The sequence below is a fragment of the Agaribacillus sp. DX54 genome (assembly GCF_056858335.1).
The window spans coordinates 40530-62297 of sequence record NZ_JBXEQE010000012.1 but is presented as its reverse complement, the minus strand read 5'-3'; the positions used below and the strand labels follow the sequence as shown (position 1 = coordinate 62297).

The window sequence follows — 21768 nt, the reverse complement described above, 5'->3', positions numbered from 1 at the left end:
TTTTTTACTTAAATGAGACTAAAACATTTGTTTTTTTAATATCAGAAAAATTGATCTCGGTTTCGACATATGCTATTTTTCTGCTTTTCCCTTTTTGTTCTGTATTAACAACAATCGAATGGTCACCTACCTGCACTAGTTTCCCTGTTTTTTCATTGTTGTCATTTAACAAAACCCTTAATCTTCTTCCTATATTTTTCAAATACTGCCTCCTGAATTTTAGCGGGTAATCCAGGCCCGGAGAAGAGACTTCCAAGGTGAAAGCATCTTGAACCAGTTCCTTTTCCTCAATAACTTCTCCTATTCTGCGGCTTAACTTTGCACACTGATCGATGTTTAATCCGTCATCGCTGTCGATCAGCACTTTCACCTTTTTAGGCCCTTTGTCAGCAGAAATGTCAATATTTACTAAAAATAAGGACTCATTATCAAGATTATCCAAAACTATTTTTTCTAATTCCCGTCTAATTTCCATTAAAACAGTTTATTTTTCTCATATGAAAAGAGGGGACTAAAGTCCCCTCATACTGCTTAATTTCGGTTTCTAACGCAAAGTTAAGGTAAAAATACATTAATTCAAACAAATCACTAATTTGCAATCAGTTAACCTAAGACCCTGTCATTTATTCAAGTGCAAATCAGGATATTTGCCGGAACGATATTTAAACTGTTTGCCGACTATTTTACTAAATTTACCCCATGTTAAAAGACTTGAGAGTATATAATACCCTTACCAAACAGAAAGAACTTTTTGAGCCGATTAACCCACCCTATGTCGGTATGTACGTATGTGGCCCTACGGTTTACAATGATGTTCATATCGGTAACATGAGAACATTTTTAAGCTTTGATGTCATTTACAGATACCTGCTGTTTTTGGACTATAAGGTGAGATTTGTACGTAACATTACCGATGTGGGCCATTTGGAGCGGGATGCGGATGATGGTGAGGATAAAATAGCCAAGAAGGCCAAACTGGAAAACCTTGAACCTATGGAAATTGTGCAACGCTACACACTTGGTTTCAGAGAGGTGGCCGACCAACTGAATATGTTGTCTCCCAACATAGAGCCTTGTGCCACAGGGCACATCGTAGAGCAAATTAACCTTACCGGCAAACTATTGGAAAAAGGCCTGGCCTATGAGGTAAATGGTTCCGTCTATTTCGATGTAAGCAAATACAATGAAGACCATAACTATGGTGTACTGTCGGGCAGGATCATAGAAGATTTGATTGCCGGTAACCGTGATTTGGATGCGCAGGATGAAAAGCGCAACAAGATAGATTTTGCGCTGTGGAAAAAGGCTACGCCATCGCATATTATGCGCTGGGATTCTCCCTGGGGCAAAGGTTTTCCCGGTTGGCATCTCGAATGTACAGTCATGAGTACTAAATATCTGGGGAACTCATTTGATATACATGGTGGAGGAATGGATCTGAAATTCCCACATCACGAATGCGAAATTGCACAATCTGTAGGGGCTACCGGTCAACAACCTGCAAAATACTGGATGCATACTAATATGCTTACGGTAAATGGACAAAAAATGAGTAAATCGTTGGGCAATTCGTTTTTGCCAGCACAGCTTTTTACAGGTGATCACCCACTCCTGGAGGAAGCCTACAGCCCTATGACTGTTCGTTTTTTTATTTTACAATCGCATTATTCCAGCACCCTTGATTTCTCAAATGAAGCGCTTAAGGCAGCAAAAAAAGGGTATAAAAAGTTAATTAATGGCTTAAAAGTGCTGAGGAGTCTTGATTATTGTGAGGAACCTGAAACGGTACCCAATAAGAAAGTTATCGACCAGGTCAATCAGCTATGTGATAATTGCTACCGTGCGATGAATGATGACTTTAACACAGCCCTGACCATTGGCCATTTGTTTAACTTACTGAAAAAGATCAACTCTTTACATACCCAAAACCTCAAATATGCCGAGCTTGGGGAAGAGGTATTTGACCGTATGAAAAGAACCTACCGGACATTCGTAGTCGATGTTCTGGGCCTGAAAGAGGAGCAGCCAGATGTTTTGATGGGACTTACGCAATCGCTCATCGATATCTACAAAGAGGCCAAACGCAACAAGGAATTTGACACGGTAGATAAGATCAGGGCTGATTTTAAGTCACAGGGACTCATTATTAAAGACATGAAAAATGACATTTCCTGGGCGTATGAAGAATAAAAGTAGTGGTGATTTACCTTTAAGCTTATGAGATTTGTTAATTGGGGAATAGTGCTTTTGGTTATGGTTGCAGTTTTGGTGGCTTGTGATTCGGATAAAAAAGCCGAAAATAAGCATTCTCCCGAAAACGAAAAGCAACCTGAAATCGCGATTCCTGATTTTAGCGCAGATTCGGCATATCATTTTATAGAAAAGCAAATAAGCTTCGGCCCCCGTGTTCCTAATCGACCAGCGCACAAAGCATGTGCTGCGTACCTTGTTGAGACGTTGAGCAATTATACCCCTCAGGTTATAGAACAGCACTTTGAGTCGACCGCCTATGATGGTACGAATTTGTCGCTGAAAAACATTATAGCCAGTTTTAACCCTGATAAGAACAAAAGAGTATTGCTTGCCGCCCATTGGGATACAAGGCCGTTTGCTGACAATGATTCCATAGATACTGACCGACCCATCATAGGTGCTAACGATGGGGGAAGTGGGGTCGGGGTTTTACTGGAGATAGCCCGGCAACTCCACCTGAATACCAATTTTGATGTCGGTGTCGATATTATTCTATTTGACGGGGAAGACTACGGAGTGCCGGCCAATGAAAAAGGTTTTAGAAATGTCCCGTATGGTGGCTTTTGCCTGGGGTCTCAATATTGGTCCAAAAACAAACATGTTCCTAACTATTCTGCTTACTATGGTATATTGCTCGATATGGTTGGTGCCAGGGGTGCTAAATTTTATCAGGAAGGTTTGTCCATGAATAGTGCTCCCAGTATTGTCAGAAAGGTTTGGGACTACGGACAAAGTCTTGGGTATGGTGATTACTTTATCTCTCAAAAAAGCGAGGAGATTTTAGATGACCACAAATTTGTCAATCAATGGGCTAATATTCCCATGATCGATATTATTGAATACGACCCGTCTACAAAGAATTATTTTGGCAAATACTGGCATACTCACCAGGATAATATGGATTTGATTGACAAAAATACGCTCAAAGCAGCTGGGCAGACGGTGCTTAAATTGGTTTATATGGAATGATGGAGGGGGGATAATTGATAATTGACAGTTAACGATTGACAATTGTCAATTAGCCGGAACCCCATTATCTTGTTGTTTAGTTCTCTGTTTTGACGGGTGGCGTGATGCCCAGTTTTTGTAAAACGAGATCTGAAATATTATCTTCCTCTCTGGCATCGAGGAGAATGGCGGCACCGCCAATGTCTGAGCTGAAGATGTGGGTGTAGCCGGCTTCTTTTCTTACCTCTTTAATGGCTTTTTCGATTTTTTCGTAAGCTGGTCTTAAAAGGTCCACTTGTTTTTTCTGCATAGCCTGCTCTGCTTCCTGCTGAAATTGGTTTAAATTGGTTTGCATACTTTGTAGATCTCTTTCCTCGGCCTGGCGGGCTACGTCAGTCATGTTGGCCCCATTTTGTTGATAGGCAGCAGCTCTTTTCTGAAACTCATCGACTTTGGCCTGGATTTGATTCCTCAGTTGCGTCTGATAATCTTCGAGGTCTTTTTGAATAGATTTAGCCTCAGGCAACTGACTTAAGATATACTCAACATTGGTGTAGCCAATTTTTAATTGTTCTTGCGCCTGAACCGAAAAATCAAACATAAAAAAAACAAACAGCGCAATTATTATCTTTTTCATCATATTATAAAATTAACTTTATTCAATTGGTTTCTTCCTGTTTCTGACCAATTCCCAATTCTTCCAGCACATTTTCCGTGAAATCATAGATGGGATCGGTATAAATCATTATTAAATCTCCTGATTTATCAAAAATCATTTGTAACCTGTTTTGTTTAGCTACTTTTTCAGTGGCTTTAAAGACTTTTTCCTGCAATGGTTTAATCAATTCCTTTCTTTTTAAGAAGAGTAACCCCTCATAACCGAACACTTTATTGTGGTACGCTTTCACCTCGTTTTCTTTTTTCTTTATATGATCTATTCTTTCTTCCCTCATATCACGGGTAAGTAACACTTCTTCAGCTTTGAGCTTATTATATAAAGATTCTATCTCCTTTTGTTTATTTTGAATCTCCTCCTGCCATTGCATGGAAATTTTATTGATTTCGGCCTGCGCTTCGTTGTACTCAGGCATTTGGTTCAAAATAAAATCGCTATCTACATAACCGAATCTTTGACCATGAGCCGAAATCAGGCTTGCAAAGGTAAAAAAAGAAAAGAGGAAAAAACAGATAAAACTAATTTTTATCATAATTATCTAAGCTGTTGCCCAATGGTAAAGTGGAACTGCGGGCCGCTTCTTTCGGTTCGGCCCGGAAGGGTATCAAAACCATAAGCCCAGTCAATACCGATCAGACCAAATGCCGGCATAAAGATTCTGGCTCCGACACCGGCCGATTTGTAAAGATTGTTAATGTTAAAATCCCTGTATTCATCCCAGTTGTTGCCTGCTTCGCCAAATCCGAGCACATAGATAGTCGCAGATGGATTCAGTGATACAGGATACCTTAGTTCAAAAATAAACTTATTAAACACCACACCACCCCTGATTTCATCAGGCTCCAGCAAACCGCTGGTGGCCTGGAAGTTTGGTGGCGTTACCGTATTGTCTTCATAACCTCTTAGTCCGATGATATCATTACCGATCAGAAAGTTTTGCCCACCGAGGCCGGCACCACCCATTACAAATCTTTCAAATGGTCCGATTCCCGCTTTGCGGGTATAAGACCCGATAAAACCTAGGTGTGCCCTGGATTCCAATACCAGGTTTCCGGCAATTTGTGTGTAAAACTTGGCATCGAACATCCATTTATGAAATTCTACCAAGTTGTACCTCGTAGCGTTGTCAGCATTTTCATAGTCAATGTCATTAAACACAGAATAAGGCGGTGTCAGGCTCATACTTAATGATAAGGAAGAGCCTGTGGTGGGATACATGGTGCTTGGACCGGCGCTGTTTCTTGCTATGGTGGTATTAAATGTCAGGTTATTGGAAATACCGGTGGAAAAGCCCAGTTGAGAACCGAAATTATCAAGGTTATAAACGAAATAATTGAGAGAGTTTGAAATAAAGAAGAAATCGTCGGGCCACCTTAACCTTCTGCCCAGGCTTACCGAGATGCCGGTCAGTTTAAGAGAGCCATTGAAATCATTCAAACCCCGTGGAAAGACAAGCTCTCCGTTACTGTCCCTGATTGGATTACCATCTTCATCGGTTTCAAAGGTCCTTACACGCTGAATAGAACGAGTGAGGTTAATCGTAAATGCATTCGGTTTTTTGCCACCCAGCCAGGGTTCGGTAAAAGTAAAGGAATAATTTTGGAACGCACGGCCGTTGGCCTGAACCCTTAAGGCCAGCTTTTGACCATCGCCCACAGGCAAGGGGTGCCACTTGGAACGGTCGGTAATATTTTTAATAGAGAAATTGTTGAAAACCAGACCCAGGGTACCCACAAAGCCAAAAAAGCCACCCCAACCTCCCGAAAGCTCGATCTGATCGCTCGGTCTTTCCACTACGGTGTATTCAATATCTACTGTCCCGTCAGCGGGATTGGGTATGGGCTGCATACCAATCTGCTCCGGGTCAAAATATCCTAATTGTGCAATTTCTCGGTTGGTCCTGATCAATTGTTCTCTGCTGAATTTTTGCCCTGGTAAGGTTCTGATTTCTCTGAGTATAACGTGGTCGTTGGTCCTGTCATTACCTTTAACGATCACTTTATTTATAGTGGCTTGTGTGCCTTCATGGATTCGCATTTCCACGTCGATGGAATCATCTTCAATTCTCACCTCAACCGGATCTATGGTGAAAAACAGGTAACCGTTGTCAAGGTATAAAGAACTCACATCGGCGCCTGTCGGGTTGTAATTAAGTCTTTTATTGACCAATTCGAGGTCGTACACATCTCCTTTATTGATCCCCAGAATACGGCCCAACGTATTGTCATTGTATACATAATTCCCGCTCCATATGATGTCCCTGAAATAATATTTTTTCCCCTCTTCGACTTCGAATTTGACGTTGATGGTTTTGCTGCTATGGGTATAGACCGAGTCTGTTACGATTCTTGCGTCCCGGTAGCCTTTGGAATTGTAAAATTCTATCAAAGCTTTCTTGTCATCCTCATAATCGGATTTGATAAACTTCGACCCGCTAAAGAAATTTAACTTGAAATTATCGTTGATAAAACCCTTCACCTCTTTTCCACTTACTTTCACTGTAGAGCCGGCAAAATTCTTGATTTTATCTTTGTTCAGGCTGAATAACTCACCAAAGACAGTCTTGAAAATACCGATTCTGGGGTGTTCTTTGGTAGATTTGAGTTTTTTCTTGAGTTTGCCCTCACTGAAATTGTTGTTGCCTTCAAAGTAAATCCTGTTGATCTTTACCTTGCTACCCTTATTGACATCAACCAAAATTTGTACAGCGTTGAAGGCGAGCGTGTCTTTGATTCTGGTAACTTTTACTTCCGTATTGAGAAAGCCTTTTTCTACAAAGTGTTTTTTTACGGTTAACTCTGTATTTTTTAAGATAGCATCAGTGAGTACCCTTCCCCTGATGAGCTTGATATCATCGTCCAGTTCCCCTTCCTGGGTTTTATTGACCCCTTTATAAATAATTTTCGATAACCTTGGCCGCTCTGTCAGTTCAATTCTCAGGCTTATTTTCCCATTTTCGATTTTAGTAGCATATATACCCACATTACCCATCAGTCCCTGCCCCCATAGTTTTTTGATAGCATTGGAAATATCGTCACCGGGTATTTTCACTTTATCTCCAACTTTTAAACCGGACAAAGATATCAAGGCATTGTGATCGAGGTATTCTACACCGGTTACTTCAATGTCGGCAATTTCATACTGTTTCGGAGTAGAATAGCTTATTGGGTCATTAACACGATTCCTGTTATCATTTTTATACCTGATTTGCGCTGGCAGCAGGTTAACCGCGCAGATACAGATAATGCCGAGTATAATTTTTTTCATAGGGTCTAAGAATTCACCTGTTCGCTAATTTTCCCAAATCTTCTTTCTCTTTTTTGAAAAGACAATATGGCCTGATACAAATGTTCCCTTCTAAAATCGGGCCATAAAAGGTCTGTCATATACAATTCGGTATAAGCAATCTGCCATAAAAGGAAATTACTTATTCGCATTTCGCCGCTGGTTCTTATCAATAACTCCGGGTCGGGTATTGTGTTTGTGTTGAGATAGTTTGAAAAAAGGTGTTGATCAATATTGTCAATGCTGATTTTTTCATTTTTAACATCGATAGCCAAACTTTTTGCAGCCTGCAACAGTTCCCACCTTCCGCTGTAATTCAAGGCAAGAATAAGCTTCAGGCCGGCGTTATCTTTGGTAATCTCCATGGCTTCTTTCAGGTTTTTCAGGCATTTTTGAGGGAGGTTATCGATATCACCTATGGCTAGTAACCTTACGTTATTATCCATCAGGGTTTTGATTTCGTTCTTTATGGTAAAAACCAGCAGGTCCCACAGCCCTTGTACCTCGTCTTTTGGTCTTGACCAGTTTTCAGTCGAAAACGCGTACAAGGTCAGGTATTCAATGCCTAATTCCGCGCAGCCTTCTGTTGTCTCCCTGACCGCTTTGATAGCATTTTTATGACCAAAAAGCCTTGCTGCACCTTTATTTTTTGCCCAGCGCCCGTTGCCATCCATGATTACAGCTATATGCCGCGGTAATTTGCTTAAGTCGATCTTTTCTTTCATCCCAGCATTAAGGTGCAAAATTAATTTGTAAGGTACAAAATAGCTATTTTATTTTAAAAATAATGCAAGTTTCTTTGACTAATTATAATCGTAAGGACATATAATAGGGTAAAAAGCGTAGCTTACCGAAACACCCACAAAATAATAGGTATCCTTGTCATGGGGGTTCCCGTATTGGTAATTTTTAGTATTTGGAATGGCTTCGGAGATGTTATCCAGGTAATCAAAAAAAGTTTTTCTCGCTCCGAACTCAAAATTCAGGTTCCAGTTTCGGTTGATTTTGTATTTAATACCTACTCCGAAAGGGATTACGGGTTGAAACGTACTATATTCGAATGGTGATTCATCCTGGCCAAAGAAGGTAAAAAAGCCGGCACCGGCGAAAAAATACGGAGAGAAATTGATCGCGGAATGCGGATCTTTATAATCCAGAAAATTATATTCCAATGTTACCGTAGGCTCAATAATAAAAATATCAAATGATGCATCGCGGGCTACGGCAAATGCGTCGAATGGATTTTCGTCACTGCCTTGTAATTTGCCCAGTGTTGCGGTATATCGTAAACTAATTGCATCGCTGAGATTGTTTCTGTAATAGATCAGGCCTCCCAGGCTGTTTTCGGTGATTTGATAATTCCTGATCAAATCCCCTGTATAGGATAACCCCCCCAATCCTGCTCCAACCTCTGATTTCTGGGCATACCCCGTTGCCCCGACCAATAGCAGAATAATAAAAACAGGAAAACCCATCCGGAGTTTTCCCAGGTTAAAATGCCTTATAATTTTATTCACTAATTTAAATTATCTGTATTTTGCACCTCCAAACAAAGACCCTCCAAAAATATATGTTAGCTTAAGACTGGTGACAATATAAATATCGTCATCTCCTGAATTACCCCGTATGTTGAAATCGCCGGGTTGTCCGTACCCGGGGATAATATTGTAGGTTCTGCCATCTGCCCCGACATAAGAAGCGGTACGTGAAACAATTTCAGCAACATTAGGATTTGTTAATTCCCTCGGATTACCGGAATTCACATCATTTACCTCACGGGACCTGTCCGACATGGCGCGGGCCAAATCACTGTTTAACAGACCCAGGTCAACATAGCTGCCACTAACATCATCTATATGATCAAAGAACAAGTGTCTGTACCCCACTTCCAGTTCGAGATCTATGGCCTGACTCAGTCTGTATCTTACCCCCAATCCCACTGGAATAGCAAATTGTACATTACTGTAGGTACTAACGCCACTCCCCTCGCTATATTGTCCTTCTGTTCCCAGGGGTTCGAGATCCACCCATTGGCCTGCTTCGGCAAGGGGGCTGCCGGTGTTGACGTCTGTTTCGGGCACCAGCCCCTGCGGATTATGATGTAAAACTGCCACGCCGGCGAAAACATAGGGTACGAAATTCGAACGGGTTACAAAAGTTCCGTAGCTGGGGATAAGGTCGAATACGCCGGAAACCGAAAATTCTAATATATCGTTACGAAACTGCAGATTTCGTACATATCTGAATCTGGCATTCTCGTCGTTAGGGTCGGCAGAATCAAAATCAGATCCTTTTAACCGGCCAAACAGAAGTCCCCCCCTGACCGAGACACGTGGCAATACCTTTCTCTGAATCGAGACACCGATTCCAGGACGGGTGAAAGAGATGTCGGTGCTGGCAATGGATGATTTTGGTGCCAGGTCACCAAAATAGTTCATTGAACTGATATGAAAGGTGACAGAATTATAGGCCCGCCGTCCAAATGGTGAGGAAACACTACCCCTGTAGCTGGAAATCTGACGGCTTTTTGACCGGATTTTCCGGCTTTTAGGCCTGTGTTGAGCATAAACATAGGTTTCTGCAAACAGGAAGAACCCCAGGAGCAACAGAACCAAACTTATTTTTCTCATCTTTAGTTAAAGTTAAAGTCAATAGGAACAAGCCGGGTCTGATCCAGGCTAAAGCGTAAAGTGATTACAATACCGGTAAAAATAATAATATTTTACTTAAATAATAGTGAATCGCCGAATGTGTGCAGGATTTAATATAGCGGAAGAAACGAGGCAAAGCCGTTAGCCCAAATTCTTACGTATATGATGTTCAATTACTTAAGCGCACACAAAAATAATTAATAGCGCGCGCTTCCGTAGCTGTTGCACAAAGATTTTTCGAAAATAATGAAAGCGCGCACGTTTGAGTGTAACCTGCCAAGGCTGAAAGCTTGGCAGATGAAACGGTAACGCGTGCTCATCGTAGAGAAGGCACGCGTTTCCTCCGCTAAACGCGCGCCAGCTTCTTTCGCTTCTTTTGTTATGCGATGCGCAACAGCCATGGATGCTCGCGCCATAAGCTGTTTTTTCTTCAACTGACGGCTGTGCCCTCGAGGGGGCAGGGGGTGTCATGAAACATGAAGCCAGTTAACATTCTTCATCCAATGGTGACAACCAACCTGATTAAACAAACACTGGCCTGAATCGCGTAGTAGCCATAATGCGACGCTGTCAGGAAGTTAACATGAGCTATCCGTCGCAAGCAGAAACGCGAGGGGGGAGCTGCCGTTCATTTTTACGTGATATTTTGGTAACCGGAAGCTATGAAAAGTGATTACCGGTATTTCGCCTTACCAAATATTGAACTACCAAGAATGTAAGTCAGCTTAATATTGGTAATAATATAAATGTCGTTATCAGCAGAATTGCCCCTGATGTTGGTGCCGTTTGCAAAGCTGCCATAACCTCTAATCAGATTATTGGCATCCCTGTTGTCAGAGATTTCAGCTACCAATGGGTTAGTCAGGTCGCGGGCCTGGCCTGACTCAACGTCTACCAGTTCCCTGGAGCGGTCTGACATAGCCCTTGCCAGGTCGCTGTCAAGCGTGTTGAGGTCTACATAACGGCCACTTACATCGTCAAGGTGATCAAAGAAGAGGTGACGGTAACCGATTTCAAAGCTTATGTCAAATGATTGGTTCACCATGCATCTTAAACCAATACCAACTGGTATGGCTATTTGAATTTTACTGTACGTTTCTACCACACTACCTTCGGTATGTTGTCCCTCCGTTCCCAGTGGTTCCAGGGCTACCCATTTTCCGGCATCTTCCAAAGGCTGCCCGGAATTAACATCGGTTTCAGGGACAAGACCCTTTGGATTATGATATAAAACTGCCAACCCGCCAAATACATAGGGTGTAAGGACAGGGCGACCGAGAAAAGTGTTGTAATTTGGTGTAATATCTATCACACCCTGGGCAGAAAACTCAAAAATATCGTTTCTAAATTGTAGATTTCTCACATATCTGAATCTGGAAAGCTCATCGTCAGGACTGGCAGATTTGAAGTCTGAGCCCTGCAGACGTCCATAAATCAGTGAACCTCTGATCCAGTACCGGGAGGCTACCTTACGTTCTAAATGTAAGCCGAAGCCCGGCCTTGTAAAAGAAATGTCAGTACTGGCTGCATTGGACTTTGGGGCGAGGTCTCCAAAGTAGTTTAAAGCATTCATACTAAATCCTATGGTTGTAAAGGCTTTTTTGCCAAATCCGCCTGCAAAGCCGCCTCTGTAGTTGGCAATGCGTTTGTTTTGGGCCCTTATTTGTCTGGTTCTGGATTTGGACTGAGCCATTACTTCATATTCGGCTATAAAAAAAAGGGTAAGCAATACTAGAACAGGTAACGTCTTTTTCATAATCTCCACCAAATTAATCTTGCTTGAGGTACAATAATTCTTTACTTGAGCAAAGAACCCAAGTATTCCGATTTATTAAAAACCAATAATAGTTAATTCCTGACGTCCAGGCCCCAGTTGAGTTTTTGACGTAAGTTATCGAAGAAATTATAACCGTCCAGCTTAACGAGCTTTACGCTAAATTGTTCCTTTTTGACAGCCAGTTGAATGGAGGCATCGACTGTATAGGATCTGGAGTCCAGTGAAACCAGGAAATTTTTGCTACGCCCCTCAATTTCAAAGGAAATGACACTTTTATCTGAAACAATCATTGGCCGAACATTCAAATTGTGAGGGCTCACCGGGGTGATAATGAAGTTGTTGGATTGTGGTAATACCAGTGGGCCTCCGCAGCTTAAGGAATAACCGGTAGATCCGGTAGGTGTGGAAACGATCAATCCATCTGCCCAGTATGAATTCAGATATTCCCCGTCTATGTAGGCATGAACTACGATCATGGAGGAAGTATCTTTTTTAAGAATGGTCATTTCATTTAAGCCGAAATTCAGGTCATCAAAAATATCCCTGTCCGCGATCAGGTGTATTAAGGAACGCTGGTCTATTTTATAGTAATCCTTATACAAAGCTTCTATGGCATTGCTGATCCGGTCACGGGGCGTGGTGGCCAGAAAGCCAAGCCTGCCCATATTAATGCCTAAAATGGGTGTTTCAAGGGACCCGACATGTGTTACTGCTTCGAGCAGCGTGCCATCACCGCCTACTGAAACCATAAAGTCAACCTCCGATAAATCGTCCTTTAGCTGATAGGTATCGTATTTTCCTGTTTTAATTCCAGAGCAGGCCAATCGGTTATGAAAATACCCGGATACCAGCAAATCGGCTTTTTTCAGGTTTAGTTCATTAAACAAGCCCTGGATATATGTTACACTGTCTTCATTGAACTTTCTGCCATGGATAGCTATTTTCATTGTCAAATGTTTGTCCCGTTTGTAAAGGCAGTTAAATGTGGATAAAAGAATTTACATTTCCAGGTATTTCATTAATATATCCAGTCTTTCCTGCTCGGTGGCCGTATGTTTGGTTTCGTGGAATCTGGCAATAATCTTATACCCAAACCGCTCCAGGGTAGCGGTTATGTGAGATAGATCTGTTTTATTGATTTTTATGGTAAGTTTGATTTTGTTGGGGTCTAATAGGTCATTGGTGATCCAGGCACTCAGTATTTTCGCGCTTTCGGCTTCGATCAGGCGGCTGACTTCAGCCAGTGAATAATCTATTTGATTTAATGATAATACAAAAATCCCGCCTGCACTCTGCACGGCCGCCGTCTGGGCGAATACCGCTATGGTATCTTCTATGTTGATTACCCCGTGATATTGACTATCTTCATCCAACACGGCAATGATTTGTGCCTTGTTGTCTGAAGCTATTTTGATGACATCGTAGATATGCTGGTGAAAATATACAAAGCATTTTTCCCCTTCCAGGTTAAATTCCTCTATGTTTTTGTCGAGATTGTTTTCTTCTAATATAATGTTTTCCGATATCAACCCCTTATAATAGCCGTTTTCCAAAACCGGTAACTGGTTGGTCCTTAACTCTTCCATCCATTTCAGCGCCTTCGATGCCGGATCAGTCATCTTCAGTGGTGGAATCATCTGGTTTATTATCTCTATCGCTATCATAACTAATCTGGATAACCTGATCTTTTAACTATCCTAATCAAAAACTTTGCCATCATACTTCCACCTTTTCTTCTATAAATTCCTCAATAATATCGTTGAACTTATCCGGATGTTCCATCATCGGCGCATGACAGCATCGGTCAATAAACTTTAATTTTGAATTTGACAACAACCTGTTGAATTCGTGTGCGACCATTGGCGGGGTGATCGTATCATTCAAACCCCAAATCAGCAAAGCAGGGGTTTTTATAGAAGGAATTTCAGTAGCCATATTATGCCTCTGGGCAGATTTGGCAATGGCCACGATTTTCAGGCACTTGGGAACACTTTTGGTGATGGCAAACACCTCATCGATCAATTCTTTGGTAGCCGTTTTCGGGTCATAGAAGGTATACTCTACCCGCTCTTTGATGTAATCATAGCTGCCTCTTCTCGGAAATGACCCGCCCATAGAGTTTTCAAACAATCCTGAACTTCCGGTTAGCACCATTTTTTTAACATTTCCCTGATGTTTTAGCGTGTAAATAAGGGCAATGTGCCCACCTAGGGAATTGCCCATAAGAATCACATCTTGGAGATCGAACGTGTCTATGAACCCCTCGAGGTATTCAACAAGCCCATTCAGTTTTGCCTCCCTCACCGGCATCTCATAAATGGGAAGCATGGGAATAATCACCCTGAAGTTTTGTCTAAACTTGTTAATAACACCCTCCCAGTTACTTAACGCACCGAATAAACCATGAAGCAACAAAACGATCCGCCCACTACCTTCATCAATGTACTGGTAAGGCCCTGATTTTTTTAAATGGTAATCTGCTTTCATGATCCAACCTATAAATTGTCGTCTTTGCAAAATAACAAAAATTAAAAGATAATCAATTCAGAATACCTTTAATTCTGTCATAATATTTTCCCGGTATCACTATAAAACATTGGAAACAAGTGCGTTAAGAAATTATGCCGATGGGGGTTCGATAAGGTCTTTGATGACTGCTATCAGATCACCTGTAAAAGGAATGAAAGAGGAGATCACCTCTATGGTTTTCGGCCCCAGTGGTTCAATGTACGGATAGATGAAAGATGCCTGCTGTGTTTCTTCCGGTATCCGGAATCCAACCAGGTGGGTTAACCACAAAAGTATGCTCACAGCAATGCCCCATTTCAAGACGCCCAACAGCGCCCCTGCGAAGTTATCGAGGCTTCCAAGCAGTGTGAGATCGAGTGCTTTTTTAATGGTTCTCCCCAGCAAATTAATCAGCACCAGAATAATCAAAAAGATCAATATAAAGGCAATGTATGGGACCAAATGGCTGAAATTGCCAAAATGCGTATTTAAATATGCAATCCCCGTATGCAGTAATTTAAATCCTCCGATGACAGCAATGACCAGCGCTGCTATACCGATTACTTCGATCAACAGCCCTTTTTGAAAACCCCTGAAAGCCCCGATCAGCAGGATAATCAGCAATATGACATCGAGGGTATTCATCATTTATGTCCCTGTAAGCATGGCCTTTACCAGTGTGGAGATGGTCTTGCCGTCAGCCTTGCCGGCCAGCTTTTTGGTAGCTGCCCCCATTACCTTGCCCATGTCCTGAGGGCCAGCCGCACCTAACTCAGCGATGAGGGCCTTTAATGTTTCCCTTAATTCCTCCTCAGACAGTTGCTTGGGCAGGTAGCGGTTTATGACTTCCAGTTCCAACAGCTCCTTATCTGCCAGTTCATCCCTTCCTTTTTCCCTGTAAAGTTCGGCTGAGTCCTTTCTTTGCTTTGCAGCTTTCATCAGTAATTTCATTTCCTGATCCTGTGACAAGGCATGTTGAGCGCCTTTTTCAGTCTCAGCCAACAAAATCAAGGATTTAATACCCCGCAATGCCGTTAACTCATCTTTTTGTTTGGCCAACATTGCTTTTTTTATATCGCCTTCGATTTGCTGCTTTAAACTCATATGTGCTTACTTTATGTATTAATTATTAACTTGCAGGCAAAGTTATACATTTTTTGAAAAGTAATGACCAAGCTTAGTGTTAATGTAAACAAATTTGCTTCGTTAAGAAATGCCAGAGGTGGAAATAATCCTAATCTGGTAAATGTGGCTAAAGACTGTGAAGCTTTTGGTGCACAGGGCATTACAGTTCATCCAAGGCCCGATGAACGTCATATTACCTATCAAGATGTGATGGATTTACAGCAAGTGGTGACCACAGAGTTTAATATCGAGGGCTACCCTGACAAGCGTTACCTGCAAATCATAGAGAAAGTCAGACCTGTACAAGCCACCCTGGTTCCCGATGGACCCGATGTTTTAACTTCAAATGCTGGTTGGGATACGGTCAGAAACGCTTCATTACTGAAGGAAATTGTCAGTGAGTTAAAAAAGTTAGACGTCAGGGTGTCGTTATTTGTAGATCCTGCTATCAGGCAGGTGGAGGGGGCGGTAGCGGCAGGTGCCGATCGTATTGAATTGTATACCGAACCCTATGCTGCGAATTTTGCAGGTTGTAAGGAAGCCGCGGTGGCGCCATATGTAAAGGCTGCCGGCAAGGCCAGGGAACTGGGGATTGCGGTCAACGCCGGCCATGATCTGGATTTATATAATCTTCATTTTCTGAAAAAGCAGATCCCCTTTTTAGCGGAAGTGTCCATTGGTCATGCCCTGGTCTGTGATGCGCTTTATTATGGCCTGGAAAATACAATTCAAATGTATCTCAGGGAATTAAATAAATAATAAATACTACCAATGCCTTTATTTTTTAGAGAAGCGGGGAGCGGACCGCAGGTAATTATTTTACATGGTCTTTTCGGATCCTCTGACAATTGGCTTAGTATAGCCAAGACGTTGGCCACTGATTATCAGGTAATATTACCCGACCTGAGAAATCATGGACAGTCTTTCCATAACGAAGCCTTCGATTACCGGTCTATGAGTACCGATTTGCTTGACTTTGTTCAAGCGCATAATATCATCGATCCGGTCGTACTGGGCCATTCACTGGGAGGCAAAGTGGCTATGAATTTTGCCGTGCGTAACCCCTCGATGATTGATAAGCTGATTGTCGTAGACATCGGTCCCGGAGCATATGCTGTTCATCATCAGCAAATTTTAAAGGGGTTGAACAGCATCGATTTAGGTAAAGTGAAATCACGGAAAGACGCCGACAGTATGTTGTCGGTGTATGTACCTGAGCCGGGCATCAGGCAGTTTTTGCTTAAAAATTTAGGCAGAAACGGTGATGGGGCATTTACATGGAAGTTAAACCTGCCGGTGATTACCAGGGAAATTGAAAAAGTAGGAGAACCGTTACAGGGGGAAGCCAGTTTTTCAAAACCTTCACTTTTCATCAGAGGTGGCCGATCGGATTATATACAAAATGGAGATATTCAGTTGATAAACCGTATTTTTCCGGATAACCGGTTGGTGACCATCGAAGATGCCGGGCATTGGGTACATGCGGAAAAACCAGCGGAATTTATATCGGCGGTCAGTCAGTTTTTGGGATAGCTATTTAAATCAACCATGCCCATGAGTGAAAAAGGTAAATTATACCTGATCCCAACCGTGATTGCCGAACATACTCACGACCAGGTCATTTTGCCGGCAGTCAAAGCGATTATGAAGGAGTTGGATTACTTTTTGGTAGAAAATATCAGAACTGCCAGGCGATTTATCAGCGCTTTAAAAACCGGGAAAGTCATTGAAGATATCCATTTTGAAATACTTGACAAACGCAGTGCCGCCGGGCAGGTGGAAGTCATGCTGAAACCAGCACTTACCGGAACTGATATCGGACTGATGTCTGAGGCTGGTTGTCCGGGAATTGCAGACCCGGGTGCCTTGGCCGTAAACCTGGCACATAAGATGGACATCCGGATAATACCCCTTGTAGGTCCCTCTGCTATCTGTTTGGCCCTGATGTCGTCCGGGCTAAGCGGACAATGTTTCAAGTTCCACGGTTACCTGCCTATTGAGCGGCAAAAGAGGATTAGCAAAATTAGATATCTTGAGAGCGAATCCCAAAAACATCACCAGTCACAAATATTTATGGAAACTCCCTATCGTAATGAACAAATACTAAAGGATCTAATGGATCATTGCAGGCCTGAAACGCAGCTTTGTGTCGCGAGAAGTATCACCGGTGAAAATGAGTTCATAAAGACCCAAACGATTGCAGCGTGGAAGCGTAACCAGCCGGCTTTGCACAAGAAGCCAACAGTTTTTGTGTTGTATGCAGGGCGTGAAGTATAATTCGATCTTCTTTTATACAATAAATCAATTCATAAAATGATTCGACTTTATCACAATTTAATTAATTTTGCGCTCCCAAATGATGATTTAAACTAAAATACAAGTATGCCATATTTATTCACCTCAGAATCAGTTGCCGAAGGTCATCCTGACAAGGTAGCAGACCAGATATCAGATGCACTGATAGATAATTTTTTGGCTTTTGATCCCAACTCGAAAGTTGCCTGCGAAACTTTGGTAACCACCGGATTGACCATTTTAAGCGGAGAGGTCAAATCGGAGGCCTACCTGGACGTACAACAAATTGCCAGGGATGTAATCGACAGGATTGGCTATAACAAAGGAGAATACATGTTCGACGCTAACTCATGTGGCGTTATTTCAACGATTCATGAGCAATCACCTGAGATCAACCAGGGTGTTGACAGGAGTACCCCCGAAGAGCAGGGTGCCGGTGATCAGGGCATGATGTTTGGCTATGCCACGTCGGAAAGTGATAACTATATGCCCCTGGCGTTAGATTTGTCTCATAAGATCCTGATTGAACTGGCCAAACTCAGAAGGGAAAACGATGAGATAAAATATCTGAGGCCCGATGCCAAATCGCAAGTGACCATCGAATATTCCGATGACAACCGGCCACAGCGGATTGACACCATTGTCATCTCTACCCAACACGATGAATTCGATACGGAAGCCAATATGCTCAACAAGATAAAAGATGATATGATCAACATCCTGATACCCCGTGTTAAAGCGCAGGTAAAACCGGAATTGCGGGGATTATTCAACGGGACGATCACGTATCACATTAATCCCACCGGCAAATTTGTGATTGGCGGTCCGCATGGGGATACAGGGCTTACAGGCAGGAAAATTATCGTTGATACCTACGGTGGCAAAGGCGCACACGGGGGTGGGGCATTTTCAGGAAAAGATCCTTCTAAAGTCGACAGGTCGGCAGCTTATGCCACGAGGCACATTGCTAAAAACCTGGTAGCTGCCGGAGTGTCTGACGAAATTCTGGTACAGGTTTCTTATGCGATAGGCGTGGCGAAACCGATGGGAATATATATCAATACTTATGGTAAATCAAATGTAAATCTCACAGATGGTGAAATCGCGACCAAGGTTGGTGAAATATTCGATATGCGGCCTTTTGCCATTGAGCAACGTCTTAAATTAAGAACCCCTATTTATAGTGATACGGCCGCCTATGGTCATATGGGCAGGGAGTCGGAGACCAAAAAGCTCACTTTTAAAAATACTAACGGGCGGGAGGTTGTTCATGAAGTGGAAACTTTTACCTGGGAAAAACTTGACTATGTCGATCAGGTCAAGGAAGTTTTCAAAGATTTTTTCAAATGAAAAAAGGGGTTATGACCCCTTTTTATCGATATGCTGCTTTTGATATTATAACTTTTCCTTATACTTATTAATCTGTTTTCTAAGTGCTTCTACAGCCTGGTCTGTGGCAGCCTCGAAGCTTTTGGACTGTTCTTTCGCAAAAAGTTGCTGGCCGGGCATATTTAATTTGATCTCAACGATTTTGTTTTCATTTTTAACATCCTTGTTTAACCTCAAAAATACCTCTCCGTCGATAATTCTATCGAAATACGTTTCCAGTTTCCCTGTTTTTTTGTGGATAAAATCTAACAGCTTTTTGTCGGCGTCAAAGTGGATGGAATGCATTTGTAACTTCATAATAATTTAATTTTAAAGTTAAACTTACCTTAAGCTTTCGGGTGAGCCTGATCAAACGCACGTTTGAGTTTGTCAAGCGAGTTATGGGTATAAACCTGCGTAGCTGCAAGGCTGGTGTGGCCTAGCAGATCCTTTACCGCATTTAAATCCGCACCCTTATTCAGTAAATGCGTGGCAAAGGTATGTCTTAGTACGTGAGGACTCTTTTTTTCAACGGTAGTGAATATTCCGAGATACTTTTTAACTACCCGGTAAATCATCATTGGATAACCTCTTCCTCTCTTATTGGTAACGATTAGATAATCATCGCTGTTGTGGTTAAAAACAGAATTTTTTTTGTCAAGATAACCGCTTAAAATATTGTCCAGATTTTTTGAAAAAGGAATAATCCTCTCCTTATTCCTTTTACCTAAAACTTTTATCTGACCGTGAAACCGGTCGATGTCAGACTCCTTTAACCCCATCAACTCGCTGAGCCGTATGCCGGTACCATAAAATAGCTCCAGGATGAGCCTGTCACGCCAGCCGGCAAAGTCGTCTTCGAAAGTAAAATTATCCAACAATCTGTGCATATCTTCTTCCTGTACAAAATCCGGCAATTTTCTGGCGGTTTTTAAAACCTTGATCCTGGTGGTAGGGTCGGCGCCAATGGCTTTATTCCTCAAAAGGTATTTATAGAATGATCGTAAAGAGACTGTTTTGCGATTTACTGAGCGGGGATTTAAACCCTTTTCCATTAAATCAATAATCCAGGCACGTATGTGGTGATAGCTAACCTGTTGCAATGGCAATCCCTCAAAATTGCCTGTCAAAAATTCCTGAAATTGATTTAAATCACATTGGTAGGAGGTGACAGTATGCTGGCTGCACCTCTTTTCATATGCCAGGTATTTTAAAAATGATTGAATCAAGTCAGTACTGCATTTGGAGAATTGCCTCGTACTAATTTAACCAATAATGCTGTCTAAAAAAATTGATTTTCAGTAATTTTCTTTCGCATACATCTTCTGTCTGTAGGCAGCTTTCAGCTTTTCATTTCTCCTGCTGACAGATTTTTTTTCAAAGTAATTCCTCGACCTCAACTCTTTTAAAACGCCGGTTCTTTCAAATTTCTTTTTAAACCTTTTCAGGGCTTTTTCTATTGACTCGTTTTCTTTTACGTTGATGATAATCATATGTGTTATAATATTTTTATGCCAAAAATATGGGCTGCAAAAATAATGAATAGTTTGATATTATTCAATGCAAGCCCAAAATAAATCGGCTATCGCAGTATTTCCCTGGAAATTACCAGCTTTTGAATTTCAGAGGTTCCTTCCCCAATGGTACATAATTTTGCGTCACGATAGTATTTTTCAGCAGGGAAATCCTTCGTATAGCCATATCCCCCGAATATCTGCACGGCATCGTTGGCATTTTGTACTGCTATTTCCGAAGCATAGTATTTGGCCATGGCAGACTCTTTGCTCACTTTCTTGCCGGCATTTTTTAGCGATGCGGCTTGAAACGTTAACAATTTGGCGGCTTCCACTTTTGTAGCCATATCGGCGAGCTTAAATGAAATGCCCTGGAACTTCGAGATAGGCTGATTGAATTGCTCCCGTTCCTGTGAATACTTCAGGGCCGCTTCAAGAGCTCCCCAGGCGATGCCAAGGCTGAGTGCTGCGATGGAAATCCTGCCGCCATCCAATACCTTAAGAGATTGAATAAAGCCTTCCCCAACCTCTCCCAACACATGCTCGTCAGGTATTTTACACTGATCGAATATTAGCTCGGCGGTTTCAGAGGCCCTCATACCCAGTTTATCTTCTTTCCTCCCTCCGCTAAAACCGGGCGTGCCTTTTTCTATGACAAAAGCAGTCATACCGTGCGAGTCACCGGGCGCTCCCGTACGGGCAATCACTACGGCAATATCGCCACTTATACCGTGGGTTATAAAGTTTTTCGATCCATTGATAACCCAGTGGCCGTTCTCCTGTTTGGCAATAGTCTTCATATTACCTGCGTCAGAGCCTGTGTTAGACTCGGTAAGGCCCCATGCGCCAAGCCATTCGCCGCTGGCAAGTTTAGGAAGCCATTTCTTTTTCTGGGCTTCATTGCCGAATTGCATAATGTGACCCGTACAAAGCGAATTGTGGGCTGCCATGGAAAGACCGATCGAACCATCAATTTTAGAAAGTTCGGCAATAGCAGTCACATACTCCGGATAACCAAAACCAGATCCACCATACGCCTGGGGTACCAATACACCCATTAACCCCAGCTCACCCAGCTTTTTAAATAGTGCTGCCGGGAATTCCTGACTTTCATCCCATTGCATTTTATAGGGTTCTATCTCTTTTTTCCCCAGATCACGGATCATCTCCGCGATCATCCTTTGATTTTCGCTTTCTTCAAAATTCATCACTTAGATTTATAGTTGTTGATAAGTTCAAAAATAGCTAAAAGAAGGGGTTTCACCAACTAACATTCGTAAGCTTCTGCACTTTGTTCTTTCAACTGAAGTTTTCATTTATTTATTGGATAAATGCCATGTATTCTGCTGATTGTTGAGCATATCGCCA

At 42.2% G+C, this 21768-nt stretch carries 23 protein-coding genes; 6 read left to right on the top strand and 17 right to left on the bottom strand.

Annotation, left to right across the window (positions count from 1 at the left end):
• Positions 1–4: 4 nt before the first annotated feature.
• Positions 5–475, bottom strand: coding sequence for a ribosome maturation factor RimP (locus tag AC04NP_RS14425; RefSeq protein ID WP_482860473.1), 471 nt, complete (start codon positions 473–475; stop codon positions 5–7).
• A 224-nt stretch (positions 476–699) separates the two neighbouring features.
• Here AC04NP_RS14425 and cysS point away from each other — a divergent pair, with 224 nt between their 5' ends.
• Positions 700–2190 (top strand): cysteine--tRNA ligase, encoded by a 1491-nt coding sequence (cysS, locus tag AC04NP_RS14420; protein WP_482860472.1) that lies wholly within the window; start codon positions 700–702, stop codon positions 2188–2190.
• Between the two features lie 27 nt (positions 2191–2217).
• Positions 2218–3222, top strand: a complete 1005-nt coding sequence (locus AC04NP_RS14415) for a M28 family peptidase (protein ID WP_482860471.1) — start codon at positions 2218–2220, stop codon at positions 3220–3222.
• Positions 3223–3298: 76 nt separating this feature from the next.
• Here AC04NP_RS14415 and AC04NP_RS14410 read toward each other — a convergent pair whose 3' ends face one another.
• The 12 genes from AC04NP_RS14410 to AC04NP_RS14355 all read right to left on the bottom strand — a co-directional run bounded on the left by AC04NP_RS14410 (position 3299) and on the right by AC04NP_RS14355 (position 15202).
• Positions 3299–3841, bottom strand: coding sequence for an OmpH/Skp family outer membrane protein (locus AC04NP_RS14410; RefSeq protein ID WP_482860470.1), 543 nt, complete (start codon positions 3839–3841; stop codon positions 3299–3301).
• Positions 3842–3860: 19 nt separating this feature from the next.
• The gene (locus tag AC04NP_RS14405; protein WP_482860469.1) at positions 3861–4409 is read right to left on the bottom strand and encodes an OmpH/Skp family outer membrane protein; all 549 of its coding nucleotides are present in this window, start codon (positions 4407–4409) and stop codon (positions 3861–3863) included.
• 2 nt (positions 4410–4411) lie between these two features.
• Entirely contained in the window at positions 4412–7144 is a 2733-nt protein-coding gene (locus AC04NP_RS14400) for a BamA/OMP85 family outer membrane protein (protein WP_482860468.1), read from the bottom strand.
• 5 nt (positions 7145–7149) lie between these two features.
• Positions 7150–7887 (bottom strand): isoprenyl transferase, encoded by a 738-nt coding sequence (locus AC04NP_RS14395; RefSeq protein ID WP_482860467.1) that lies wholly within the window; start codon positions 7885–7887, stop codon positions 7150–7152.
• Positions 7888–7965: 78 nt separating this feature from the next.
• Positions 7966–8679 (bottom strand): type IX secretion system protein PorG, encoded by a 714-nt coding sequence (gene porG / locus AC04NP_RS14390; protein ID WP_482860466.1) that lies wholly within the window; start codon positions 8677–8679, stop codon positions 7966–7968.
• A 9-nt stretch (positions 8680–8688) separates the two neighbouring features.
• The gene (locus tag AC04NP_RS14385; RefSeq protein ID WP_482860465.1) at positions 8689–9792 is read right to left on the bottom strand and encodes a DUF6089 family protein; all 1104 of its coding nucleotides are present in this window, start codon (positions 9790–9792) and stop codon (positions 8689–8691) included.
• A 694-nt stretch (positions 9793–10486) separates the two neighbouring features.
• Positions 10487–11569, bottom strand: coding sequence for a DUF6089 family protein (locus AC04NP_RS14380; protein ID WP_482860464.1), 1083 nt, complete (start codon positions 11567–11569; stop codon positions 10487–10489).
• Positions 11570–11661: 92 nt separating this feature from the next.
• Positions 11662–12537, bottom strand: a complete 876-nt coding sequence (locus AC04NP_RS14375) for an NAD kinase (protein WP_482860463.1) — start codon at positions 12535–12537, stop codon at positions 11662–11664.
• A gap of 51 nt (positions 12538–12588) precedes the next feature.
• Positions 12589–13254, bottom strand: coding sequence for a CBS domain-containing protein (locus AC04NP_RS14370; RefSeq protein ID WP_482860462.1), 666 nt, complete (start codon positions 13252–13254; stop codon positions 12589–12591).
• Between the two features lie 52 nt (positions 13255–13306).
• On the bottom strand, positions 13307–14077 hold the full coding sequence (locus AC04NP_RS14365) for an alpha/beta fold hydrolase (protein WP_482860461.1): 771 nt from the start codon (positions 14075–14077) through the stop codon (positions 13307–13309).
• A gap of 132 nt (positions 14078–14209) precedes the next feature.
• Positions 14210–14746, bottom strand: coding sequence for a CvpA family protein (locus AC04NP_RS14360; RefSeq protein ID WP_482860460.1), 537 nt, complete (start codon positions 14744–14746; stop codon positions 14210–14212).
• Positions 14747–15202: a GatB/YqeY domain-containing protein gene (locus tag AC04NP_RS14355; RefSeq protein ID WP_482860459.1), complete on the bottom strand. Its 456-nt coding sequence runs from the start codon at positions 15200–15202 to the stop codon at positions 14747–14749.
• 63 nt (positions 15203–15265) lie between these two features.
• Between AC04NP_RS14355 and AC04NP_RS14350 the strand changes: the two genes are divergently transcribed.
• The 4 genes from AC04NP_RS14350 (at position 15266) to metK (ending at position 18868) form a co-directional block, all read left to right on the top strand.
• Positions 15266–15982, top strand: a complete 717-nt coding sequence (locus AC04NP_RS14350) for a pyridoxine 5'-phosphate synthase (RefSeq protein ID WP_482860458.1) — start codon at positions 15266–15268, stop codon at positions 15980–15982.
• A 12-nt stretch (positions 15983–15994) separates the two neighbouring features.
• Positions 15995–16756: an alpha/beta fold hydrolase gene (locus tag AC04NP_RS14345; protein WP_482860457.1), complete on the top strand. Its 762-nt coding sequence runs from the start codon at positions 15995–15997 to the stop codon at positions 16754–16756.
• A 21-nt stretch (positions 16757–16777) separates the two neighbouring features.
• Entirely contained in the window at positions 16778–17500 is a 723-nt protein-coding gene (locus AC04NP_RS14340) for an SAM-dependent methyltransferase (RefSeq protein ID WP_482860456.1), read from the top strand.
• A gap of 105 nt (positions 17501–17605) precedes the next feature.
• On the top strand, positions 17606–18868 hold the full coding sequence (gene metK, locus AC04NP_RS14335) for a methionine adenosyltransferase (protein ID WP_482860455.1): 1263 nt from the start codon (positions 17606–17608) through the stop codon (positions 18866–18868).
• A gap of 45 nt (positions 18869–18913) precedes the next feature.
• Here the strand turns inward: metK and hpf are convergent, their stop codons facing one another.
• The 4 genes from hpf to AC04NP_RS14315 form a co-directional block, all read right to left on the bottom strand.
• Positions 18914–19204, bottom strand: coding sequence for a ribosome hibernation-promoting factor, HPF/YfiA family (hpf, locus tag AC04NP_RS14330; RefSeq protein WP_482860454.1), 291 nt, complete (start codon positions 19202–19204; stop codon positions 18914–18916).
• A gap of 29 nt (positions 19205–19233) precedes the next feature.
• On the bottom strand, positions 19234–20115 hold the full coding sequence (locus AC04NP_RS14325; RefSeq protein WP_482860453.1) for a tyrosine-type recombinase/integrase: 882 nt from the start codon (positions 20113–20115) through the stop codon (positions 19234–19236).
• Between the two features lie 69 nt (positions 20116–20184).
• A complete protein-coding gene (gene rpsU / locus AC04NP_RS14320; protein ID WP_482860452.1) occupies positions 20185–20379 on the bottom strand; it encodes a 30S ribosomal protein S21 in 195 nt (64 codons plus the stop codon).
• A gap of 89 nt (positions 20380–20468) precedes the next feature.
• Positions 20469–21608, bottom strand: coding sequence for an acyl-CoA dehydrogenase family protein (locus AC04NP_RS14315; protein WP_482860451.1), 1140 nt, complete (start codon positions 21606–21608; stop codon positions 20469–20471).
• Positions 21609–21768: the final 160 nt, after the last annotated feature.